Annotated in this window: 12 protein-coding genes and 1 pseudogene; all 13 read left to right on the forward strand. The window is 72.6% G+C overall.

The genetic code is table 11. The annotated features are described in order from the left end of the window. Window positions 1-121 precede the first annotated feature (121 nt). Entirely contained in the window at window positions 122-1,336 is a 1,215-nt protein-coding gene (locus AB0K37_RS12680) for a cytochrome P450 (RefSeq protein WP_363979090.1), read from the forward strand. A 31-nt stretch (window positions 1,337-1,367) separates the two neighbouring features. Beyond that, window positions 1,368-2,393 carry a hypothetical protein gene (locus AB0K37_RS12685; RefSeq protein WP_363979046.1) on the forward strand — a complete coding sequence of 342 codons (1,026 nt, stop codon included), beginning with the start codon at window positions 1,368-1,370 and terminating at the stop codon, window positions 2,391-2,393. A gap of 196 nt (window positions 2,394-2,589) precedes the next feature. Beyond that, window positions 2,590-3,198 (forward strand): M15 family metallopeptidase, encoded by a 609-nt coding sequence (locus tag AB0K37_RS12690; protein ID WP_363979048.1) that lies wholly within the window; start codon window positions 2,590-2,592, stop codon window positions 3,196-3,198. Window positions 3,199-3,285: 87 nt separating this feature from the next. Beyond that, the gene (locus tag AB0K37_RS12695) at window positions 3,286-3,819 is read left to right on the forward strand and encodes a PadR family transcriptional regulator (RefSeq protein WP_363979051.1); all 534 of its coding nucleotides are present in this window, start codon (window positions 3,286-3,288) and stop codon (window positions 3,817-3,819) included. 114 nt (window positions 3,820-3,933) lie between these two features. Further along, a pseudogene (locus tag AB0K37_RS12700) lies at window positions 3,934-4,170 on the forward strand (ATP-binding cassette domain-containing protein); the annotation flags it as partial. Window positions 4,171-4,234: 64 nt separating this feature from the next. Continuing rightward, entirely contained in the window at window positions 4,235-4,645 is a 411-nt protein-coding gene (locus tag AB0K37_RS12705; protein WP_363979054.1) for an FtsX-like permease family protein, read from the forward strand. Window positions 4,646-4,723: 78 nt separating this feature from the next. Next, window positions 4,724-5,416: a methyltransferase domain-containing protein gene (locus AB0K37_RS12710; RefSeq protein WP_363979057.1), complete on the forward strand. Its 693-nt coding sequence runs from the start codon at window positions 4,724-4,726 to the stop codon at window positions 5,414-5,416. A 45-nt stretch (window positions 5,417-5,461) separates the two neighbouring features. Continuing rightward, entirely contained in the window at window positions 5,462-5,797 is a 336-nt protein-coding gene (locus AB0K37_RS12715; protein ID WP_363979060.1) for an MmcQ/YjbR family DNA-binding protein, read from the forward strand. Window positions 5,798-5,811: 14 nt separating this feature from the next. Continuing rightward, window positions 5,812-6,093 carry a hypothetical protein gene (locus tag AB0K37_RS12720; RefSeq protein WP_363979063.1) on the forward strand — a complete coding sequence of 94 codons (282 nt, stop codon included), beginning with the start codon at window positions 5,812-5,814 and terminating at the stop codon, window positions 6,091-6,093. 55 nt (window positions 6,094-6,148) lie between these two features. Next, a complete protein-coding gene (locus AB0K37_RS12725) occupies window positions 6,149-6,301 on the forward strand; it encodes a hypothetical protein (protein ID WP_363979066.1) in 153 nt (50 codons plus the stop codon). A gap of 122 nt (window positions 6,302-6,423) precedes the next feature. Beyond that, on the forward strand, window positions 6,424-7,284 hold the full coding sequence (locus AB0K37_RS12730; RefSeq protein ID WP_363979069.1) for an SGNH/GDSL hydrolase family protein: 861 nt from the start codon (window positions 6,424-6,426) through the stop codon (window positions 7,282-7,284). Window positions 7,285-7,372: 88 nt separating this feature from the next. After that, window positions 7,373-8,101, forward strand: a complete 729-nt coding sequence (locus tag AB0K37_RS12735; RefSeq protein ID WP_363979072.1) for a TetR/AcrR family transcriptional regulator — start codon at window positions 7,373-7,375, stop codon at window positions 8,099-8,101. An 86-nt stretch (window positions 8,102-8,187) separates the two neighbouring features. Beyond that, window positions 8,188-9,507, forward strand: a 1,320-nt coding sequence (locus AB0K37_RS12740; RefSeq protein ID WP_363979075.1) for an AfsR/SARP family transcriptional regulator, incomplete at its 3' end; no start/stop codon positions are given.

Consider the following 9,507-nt stretch of genomic DNA (forward strand, 5'->3'; position numbering starts at 1 on the left):
CGTCCGACTTCTGGTTCGGGGCAGGATCCGCCTGCGGATCTGTCCGGTGGACCCGCGCCCCGGAGATACTCGGGGCCCGGCCGCTGACGGCGGGTGTGAGACGAAGGGGAATCCGTTGACGATGAGCCTGCCCGCGTTCCCTGCTCTCGACGAGAGCCCGCTCGACACCTGCATCCGGCTCCGGGAGATCGCGCCCGTGGTCGAGGTGGCGTTCCCCGGCGGCGTGCCGGCCTACCTGGCGCTGACCCACAGAGCCGCGCGCGAGATCCTCGCCGGGGACAACAGGACCTTCGCCCGCGACCCGAAGCACTGGCCGGCCCTGCACGACGGATCGATCCCCGAGGACTGGCCGCTGCGCGCCATCGTCCAGGGCGACCACCTGTCCACCAAGGACGGTGACGATCACCGGCGGCTGCGGGGCCTGGTCGGCAAGGCGTTCACCCCCGGCCGGGTGCGGGAGATGGAGCCGCGGATCCAGGAGCTCATCGACTCGCTGCTGGACGACGTGGTGGCGGCCGGGGACGGAGTCGACCTGGTGCCCGCCTTCACCGAGGCGCTGCCGATGGCGGTGATCTGCGAACTGTTCGGCGTGCCGGAGCCGGAACGGGCCCGGCTGCGCAGGTGGACGGCCGCCCTGCTGGCGCACACCACCCCTCCGGAGGAGGCGTTCGAGACCCAGAAGGCGCTCATGGCGTACCTGTACGAGCTGGCGGAGCGCAAGAGGCTGGACCCCGGTGACGACCTCACCTCCGGCCTGGTCCAGGCCCGTGACCGGGACGACAGGCTCACCACCGACGAACTGGTCGCCGTGCTGTGGCTGATGCTGGTCGCCGGCCACGAGACCACGGTCCACCTCCTGGGGCACGCCATCGCCGCGCTGTCCGCGCATCCCGACCAGCTGGCGGTGGCCGCGGCCGAGGACCGCTGGGGCGACGTGGTCGAGGAGACACTGCGGTACCGCCACTCGGTGATGATGACCAGCTTCCGCTTCACGCTCACCGACGTGGTGATCGCGGACGTGGCCATCCCCAAGGGCAGCGCGGTCGGCGTGGTGTACCAGGCGAGCGGCCTCGATCCGGAGCGGTACGGAGAGAGCGCGGACCGGTTCGACATCGACCGTGAGCAGGGCGACAGCCTCGGCTTCGGGCATGGCCCCCGGTACTGCATCGGCGCGCCGCTGGCCCGCCTGGAGAGCAGGCTCGCGCTGGCCTCGCTGTACCGGCGGCTGCCGGACCTCACCCTGGCGATCGACCCGGACGACATCCCCTACTCGCCGTCCTTCTTCACCGTGGGCCCGCTGTCGCTGCCCATCAACCTCGGCGCAAGCCCTCGCTGACCCTCCTCCTGCCCCATCTGGAGTGACATCCGTGAAATCGAGCGTGCACCTCTGCGGCAGCGTGCCGCTGGCCAATTCCGAGACCGTGTTCCGCGCGGTGGCGACCACCCTCAACGGCCGCGTGCGGCGGATCCCGGACGGCGAACCGGGTGAGCGGGACAACTGGGTCGTCTGGCAGTTGGCGAAACTCTCGGCGCACCCCGATCTGGAGACGGTGCCGCCTCCCGGCCCGGAGTACGGGCCCTCCCTGCGGGTCCAGCCGAAGCCCGGCGTCGACCCGGCGTCGGTGGCCTTCGGTCCGCTCGGGTATTCGGCGGCCGCGCTCGACTCGTGGCGGGTCTTCACCCGCCTGCGCGCGGAGGGCGTCATCCCGCCGGACGTGCGGTTCCAGGTCAGCCTGCCGACACCGATCGCCGTGGTCGCCGCGTTCATCGGTGCGCATCACGCGGAGCTCGAAGTCGCGTACGAGGCCCGGCTGCTGGCCGAGCTGGAGGAGATCCTGGCCGTCGTCCCGCCCGCGGACCTGGCCGTCCAGTGGGACACCGCGGTCGAGTTCGCCGTCTTCGAAGGGGTCTATCCGGCCTGGTACGGCACGGACTATCCGTCCCGCCTGACCGAGACCCTGACGCGACTGGTACGGCTCGGAAACGCGGTGCCGACCGAGGTCGAACTGGGATACCACCTCTGCTACGGCGACTTCGAGCACAAGCATTTCGTCGAACCCGCCGACACGTCCAAACTCGCGGCCGTCGCCGAGGGCCTCGCCGAGGGCCTCGGGCGGCGCCTGGACTGGGTGCACATGCCGGTGCCACGCGACCGCGCCGACGAGGCGTACTTCGCGCCGCTGTCGACCTTGCCGCTACCGGCGGAAACCACCCTGTTCCTCGGGCTCGTGCATGTCACGGACGGACTCGAAGGCGCCCGCGCGAGGATCGACGCGGCCCGCGGGGCGGTGAAGACGTTCGGCGTCGCCACCGAATGCGGCATGGGCCGACGCCCGCCCGAACAGATCCCCGGCCTTCTCGACCTGCACGCGGCGGTGGCCGACCTCCTCTGACGCCTCGGCCCCGGAGGGACCGCCCCCCGAAACGCTGAGCCGCCGACGCATATCGTCGGCATATCGAAAACCCCATACGGCATGGCAACGCCTCACTGCCTTGACTGGCAGAATGCCATCACTACCACCCTCGACGCGAAAAGAATCCCGCGCGGTTCTCCGGTACATCGGCATCGCCCTGATAGTCGCCATAGCCATGATCGCACCGGCGCTCGGCTATCAGTCGCAGAAGTCATCGCCCTCCCCTGCCCGGTCATTTCCGCCGTCCGCCGCCCCATCCCCGGACGGTCCTCGCGGTGACCGGAGAACCGCGCCCGGCAAGGTGCCCACGCGCCGCGCACGCCCCGCCGCGATCGGTGAGGCCGACGGCGTCGTCCCGGACGGCGTGACGGTCTTCAACGACGCGTTCCCGGCCGTGGCCAGGCTGGATCCAGATCTCCTCAAGGCCCTTCGCCGGGCCGCGACGGACGCCGCGGGCGAGAGGACCACGTTCTATGTCAACAGCGGCTGGCGCTCCCCGGCGTACCAGAATCGGCTTCTCCGCGACGCCGTCTCCAAATACGGATCCGAGGAGGCGGCCGCCCGATGGGTGGCCACGGCGGCGAAATCGCTTCACGTGAAAGGAAAGGCGGTCGACATCGGGCATACCGACGCCGCGAAATGGCTGTCGAGACACGGGGCGCAGTACGGATTGTGCCAGGTCTACGCCAACGAACCCTGGCACTACGAACTGCGCGCCGACGCGGCAGGACGCGGGTGCCCAAGGATGTACGCCGATCCCACGCACGACCCGAGGACCCAGTAGCGGCCGAGGAGGCTCCCTCAGGCGGGCCTCCGTTTGACGCTCGCAACGGCTAACCGCTATCTATTAGCTAGCCGTTAGGGGTGATGCGTGCAGGACGCGGTGCTGGCGATGCTCGCGAAGGAACCGTCGCACGGGTACCGCCTGCGCGAGCGGCTGCGGCGGGCGCTCGGGCCGCTCGGCGAGTCGATGAACGCGGGCCAGATCTACGTGACCCTGGCCCGGCTGGAGAAGGCGGGACTGGTCGTCTGCGAACGGACGGGCGGGGCGCCGGACCGGCCGGACCGCAAGATGTACGCGCTGACGCCGGACGGGCAGCGGCGCGTGGCCGCCTGGCTGGCCGAGGTGAGCTGGCCCAGGCCGAATCTCGCCGAGTTCCATCTCAAGCTCGCCGCCGCCGCGGCGGCGCGGCTCGCCGATCCGGTGGAGCTGGTGGACGCCCATCGCCGGGAGCTGCTGCGGCGCCTCGGCGACGTGCAGCGCGCGGCGCTGGCCGAGCCGGACGGCTCGACCTCCGGCCTGCTGCTCGAAGGGGTCGCGCTGCGGCTGCAGGCGGACCTGCGCTGGCTGGCGGCCTGCGAACGCGTCTGGTCGAGAACCGAGAACGAATCCGGGGACGCATGAACGAGTGCGGCGCCGTGCTGCGGGTCCGCGGCCTCAGCAAGGAGCACGGACAGGGGCCTGGTCCGGGCGGTCGATGAGGTCGACCTGGACGTCCCGGCGGGGCAGGCGCTGGCGGTGACGGGGCCGAGCGGCTGCGGGAAGTCCACACTCCTGCACATGCTGGGCGGTCTGGAGCGGCCCACCCGAGGGGAGGCGTGGCTGGCCGGGCGGCGGATCGACGCGTTGGGCGAGCGGGCCCTGGCCCGGCTGCGGCGCCGGTCGGTGGGCTTCGTCTTCCAGGCCTTCCACCTGGTGGAGGAGCTTTCCGCGGCGGAGAACGTGGAACTGCCCGCGCTCCTCGCCGGGCACTCGCCGCGCGCGGCCCGGCGCCGCGCGGCCGCCCTGCTGGAGCAGATGGGGCTACCCGGGCTCCTCCATGGCGAACGATCTGCGGAACGCCCAGGAGCACCACGTGATCCTGGGGGTCACCGCCGCGCTGATCGTCCTCGCCGCCGTCAACGCCGTCACCGTCACCTGGACCACGGCGCAGGAAGCCCGCCACACCATGGCCGTCGCGCGGACCCTCGGCGCCACGCCCGGGCAGATCACCGCCGGGCTGTCCACGGCGCAGCTGCTGCCGACCCTGCCCGGCGCCTTCGCGGGCGTCCTCCTGGGCCTCTTGCTGTGCCTGCCCTTCAGCGCCCCGAACACGGTGTGGCCGCCCACGTGGTCGCTGCTCACCGCCGCGCTCGCCGCCCTGCCCGCGACGGCCGCGCTCACGGCCGTCCCCGCCCGCATCGCGGCCCGACGATCGATAGCGAGAGCTCTCAGCCCCGAAACGACATGAGCATCGCCACGTCCCACCGACGCCGCGGCTGAGGTCCGCCCGCGGACGGGGCGGGCGCCGGTGGGTCACAATGCCGGTGTGACGCGGTTGCTCGATGATGGCGAACTGGCGAGATCGTCGGTCGTGGCGAACTGCACGATGAATCGCGAGCGGTCGCTCAGCGGCTCCAACGGTTACGGCAGAGAACTCGGCGTGGACGTCCTGGCCGAGATCAGCGCCCGCGCCGGGGCCTCGCGGCCCATGCGGTGGCTGGACCTGTGCTGCGGGAGCGGACGGGCGCCCGCCGAGGCGGCCGTCCTCCTGACCGATCGCGGCATGACCGGACGGGTTGAGATCACCGGTCTCGACCTCGTGGACCATTTCGTCCCGGGCCCCGGCCCCGCGATGCTGCGCCTGGTCAGCGGCTCGGTGACCGAATGGGTCCCCGACTGCCGCTTCGACCTGATCACCTGTGTGCACGGGCTGCACTACGTGGGCGACAAGCTCGGCGTCCTTCGCCGTGCCGCGTCGTGGCTCACCGATCACGGCCGGTTCGTCGCGAACTTCGACGCCCGCTCGGTCCGCCGCGAGGACGGCGCCCCGGCCGGCCGTCGCCTCACGGCCCGGTTGCGCGCACAGGGGTTCGTCTACGACTCCGTCCGCCGCCGTATCTCCCGCCACGGGTACGGGCAGGTGCGGTTCCCCTACCGTTACCTCGGAGCCGACGACCAGGCCGGTCCGAACTACACCGGCCAAGCCGCCGTCGACTCCTTCTACGAGCCTCTCCGATGAAGCTCCGGCGATGAATCGTCCTACCCGGCTGGTACACCTTCGGGCATGCGTGCTGAGGAGTTCCTGCGTACGGTGCTCGCCTTGCCGGAGGTCACCGAGCGCGAGGCGTTCTCGGATCTGACCGGCTTCCGGGTCCGCGGCAAGGGATTCTGCTACCTCAACGAGAGCGAAGGCTTCGTCCTGCTCAAAGCCACTCGGGAGGAGCAGGCCGCCCTCGTCGCCGAAGACCCCGGCACCTTCGCCCCGTCCTGGGCCAGCGGGCGCTTCGCATGGGTGGAGGTCAAGCTGGCCACCGTCGACTCCGAGGAACTGCGCGAACTCGTCACCGAAGCCTGGCGGCTCTCAGCCCCCAAGCGCCTCGCCGCCGCACTCCACGCCTGAGCGCCGGAGGTGTCGTGGTGGAGTTTCCAGACGCGTTGGTCGAGGAAGCGGCCGGGCCGATCGCCGCGGCGATGCCGCTGGTCGTCGGTCGGATTCCGGAGGCACCGGCGGCCGAGCTCGGCCGGCTGAAGACCGTCGCCGACGGCGCGGGGCCGCACCCAGCGGGCGGGGCGCACTTCCGCGTCCGGCCCGCCCCGGACGGATCGCCGGTGCGTGAGGCGCTCGACACGCTGCCGCCGTTGCTGGTCGAACGCCTGCTCGGTGCTCTGGAACTGACCTCGCCGCCCGTGCCCTGACCGCCGACGCCCAGCTGCGCGCCCGCCGCTCCCAGCTCGACGGCGGCGAGCACCCGTGGGTCTGCTCACTCTGCACCGCGCGACCAACCCCGACCCGCTCGCCGCGGTCGCGGACGGCGTCGACTCGGCACGTCACGCCGCGGGCCCTCACGCGGCGACCCTGGTCGCCGACCTCCGTACCAGGATCACTGGCCTCGCCGAGCCTTGACGGTCGTTCCGGCTCCGGCGGCGGACGGCACCAGGCTCCCTTCAAATAAACATTGATGTCTGTTAGCGTGGTCACGCGCGCGCCGGGTGGGGTGCGCTCAAGCCGAGGTCGCTGGAGCGGGGATGGGGCTGGTCAGATCGATCGCCGTCGTGGTCGCCGCTGTGGTGGGGACGGGTCTGGTGGGGCCCGTCGCCTCGGCGAGCGGTCCGGAGTACTACCTCGCGCTCGGCGACTCGCTGTCCGTGGGCGTCCAGGCCGGGACGGGCCCGACCGGCCAGGGGTATACCGACCGGCTCCATGCCGCGCTGAAGGCCCGGAATCCCCGGCTGAAACTGGTGAAACTCGGGTGTCCCGGGGAGACCACCACGACGATGCTCCAGGGCGGAATCTGCCGATACGCGGAGGGCTCCCAACTGAAGGCCGCCGAGGCCTTTCTGAAGACGCACGCCGGCCACGTCCGGTACGTCACTCTCGACATCGGGGCCAACGACACCAACGGCTGCCTGCCCGGCGGGAGCGTCGACGCGGGTTGCGCGGTGCGGGGCGTCGGCTCACTGGTCGCCAACCTGCCGCAGATCACCACGCGGGTGCGGCTCGCGGGAGGCGGCGGGCCCGCCTACGCCGCCATGAACTACTACAACCCCGGCCTGGCGTCCTGGGTGTCGGGCGGCAAGGCCGCCGCCCTCGCCTCCATACCGGTCGTCGACGCCTTCAACGCCTACGAGCACGGCGTCTACCTCGCCGCCGGGTTCCGGGTCGCGGACGTCAACGGCGCCTTCGCCGGGCACGACCTCACCGAGGTGACGGCCCCTCCGTACGGCGCCGTCCCCCGAGGCGTGGCCCGGATCTGCACGTGGACGTACCAGTGCAGTGACGCCGACGGCCACGCGACCGCGGCGGGGTACCAGGAGATCGCCGATGCCTTTCTCACGGTCGTCCCGACCATGCCCACCGAGCGGGCCGGCGTTCCCGGCACCGCCTGACCCCGCGGGGAGCGCCGATACCGCCACACCAGAAAGACATGGCCGTTCAGGTGAGTCTGGACTGTTCCAGGCGCGCTATAACATTGTCATGCCCAAGACGTCGGCGGGGACGCGCGAGAAGCTGGTCGAGGCCGGGATGCGGCTGCTGGAGGAACGGGGGCCCGAGGCGCTGAACGCCCGGGGGCTCGCCGCGGAGATCGGGGCGTCCACGATGGCCGTCTACACGCACTTCGGCGGCATGACCGGGATGTACGAGGCGCTCGGCCGGGAGGCGTTCGCGCGCTTCGAGCGGCACCTGCTGCAGGTGCCCGACACCGACGACCCGGTGACCGACCTGCTGGTCCTGGGGCTGGCCTACCGGGAGTTCGCGGCGGCCAGCCCGCAGCGCTACCGGCTGATGTTCGGGCTCGCCTCGCCGGGGGCGCTGCCGTCGTTCGGGCACGACCTCACCGCCGAGGGCACCCCGGCGACCGCCGCCGAGCTGAACGACGCCTTCGCCCTGCTTCCCAGGCAGGTGCGGCGCGCGATGAACGCGGGACGGATCCGCCGGGACGACCCGGTCCTGGTGGCCGGGCAGATCTGGTGCATGATCCACGGCTACGTGCTGCTGGAGACCACGGGGGTGTTCGGCCAGGAGGGCCGCGGCGTGCTGCACGTCCTGGGCCCGCATGTGATCAATCTGCTGGTCGGGCTCGGAGACGAGCGCGAGGCCGCCGAGCGCTCGGCCGGGCAGGCGCTGCTGGACGCCGAGACGGCCGGGGCCGTCGCGCGGGGGCCGGCGCTCCGCCGGGGCCGGCGGCCGCGCCCCGCGCGGTGACGTGACGATCGCCACGCCGACGGTCCGAACCAATCGCCGCACCGCGTCATCCCATAGGAATAACCTACCCATTACAAAGTTATGCCATGGTTCGCGACGCTCCCTCATACGCGCGGACCGCCCCTGATCAGCAGTTCGAAGAGATCGGTCTGATGATGGCGATGGCGATGACCTCGGGCACGATGCCGGACCCGGCCCCCCGCCCGCTCGAATTCACCGTGCTGGGCCCGGTCCGGGCCTGGCGCGGCGGGACCCGGCTCGACCTCGGCCCGCTCAGGCAGCAGGCCCTCCTGGCCGCGCTCCTGCTGCGCCCGGACATGACCGTGAGCCGGCGGGAGCTGCTCGACGGCGTCTGGGGCGTCGAGCCGCCCGGCTCCGGAGACAAGATCGTGCCGGTGTACGTCCATCGGCTTCGCCGCTGCCTGGGCACGCTCGGCGAGGACGCGCAGGAGTCGGTGATCGCGCGGGAGCGGGGCGGCTACCGCTTCGTCAGCCGGGGGACGGCGGTCGACGTGATGCGCCTCGACGAGACCGCGGACGAGGCGGCCGCCGCGAGGAGGTCCGGCGATCTGGCGGCCGCGGCGAGCGCCTGCGACGGCGCTCTCGGGCTGTTCCAGGGCGAACCGCTGGCCGGGCTGCCCGGGCCGTTCGCGGAGGCGGAACGCCTGCGGCTGGAGGAGCGCAGACTCACCCTTCTCCAGGAGAAGGTCGAATGCCAGTTCCAGCTCGGCAGGTTCGTGGACGCGGTCGGCGAGCTGCACGCCCTGATACCCAAGCACCCGCACAGCGAGGCCCTGGCCTCGCTGCTCATGCGGGCGCTGTACGGGAGCGGCCGCCAGGCCGACGCGCTGGCCGCGTACTCGCACCTGCGCCGCCGGCTCGTGGAGGACCTCGGGGTGGAGCCGGGCGACCGGCTCCGGCGCGTGCACCAGGCGGTACTGCGCGGTGACGACGCGGCCCTGGGCCTCGGTCCGCGGGATGAGGCGGGAGACGAGGGACGGGTGCGGGTTCCCTCCGCGCGGCGCGTCCCCGACGAGCTGCCCGCGGAGGTCGGGGAGCTCGTCGGGCGAGAGGACGAGCTGGCGCTGCTCACCGGGCGGGGCGGCCCCGCGGTGGCCGCGGTGGACGGGGTCGCGGGCGCCGGCAAGACCGCGCTCGCGGTGCGCGCCGCGCGGGCGCTGCGCTGCGAGCACCCGGACGGCTGCCTGTTCGTCGAGCTGCACGGGCACAGCGACCGGCGGGAGGCGGTGCCCCCGGAACGCGCGCTGCGCCGGCTGCTGCGGGCCGTGGGGGGCGGGCCCGCGGCCGGCGGCCCGGGCGAGCGCGCGGGGGGCGGGCGGGGCGCGGCCCCCGGGCGGGGGCGGCGGCGGGTGGGCGGCGACGCGGGCGGCGCCGCCCCGGGGGGT

The organism is Actinomadura sp. NPDC049753, from assembly GCF_040674655.1.
Classification (GTDB): Bacteria; Actinomycetota; Actinomycetes; order Streptosporangiales; family Streptosporangiaceae; genus Spirillospora; species Spirillospora verrucosospora.

What these genes read in the sequence shown, in the direction of transcription:
- AB0K37_RS12730 (WP_363979069.1), top strand. Translation starts at nt 6,424, where the DNA reads ATGGGGCTGGTCAGATCGATCGCCGTCGTGGTCGCCGCTGTGGTGGGG.
- AB0K37_RS12705 (WP_363979054.1), top strand. Translation starts at nt 4,235, where the DNA reads ATGGCGAACGATCTGCGGAACGCCCAGGAGCACCACGTGATCCTGGGG.
- AB0K37_RS12715 (WP_363979060.1), top strand. Translation starts at nt 5,462, where the DNA reads ATGCGTGCTGAGGAGTTCCTGCGTACGGTGCTCGCCTTGCCGGAGGTC.
- AB0K37_RS12690 (WP_363979048.1), top strand. Translation starts at nt 2,590, where the DNA reads ATGATCGCACCGGCGCTCGGCTATCAGTCGCAGAAGTCATCGCCCTCC.
- AB0K37_RS12680 (WP_363979090.1), top strand. Translation starts at nt 122, where the DNA reads ATGAGCCTGCCCGCGTTCCCTGCTCTCGACGAGAGCCCGCTCGACACC.
- AB0K37_RS12735 (WP_363979072.1), top strand. Translation starts at nt 7,373, where the DNA reads ATGCCCAAGACGTCGGCGGGGACGCGCGAGAAGCTGGTCGAGGCCGGG.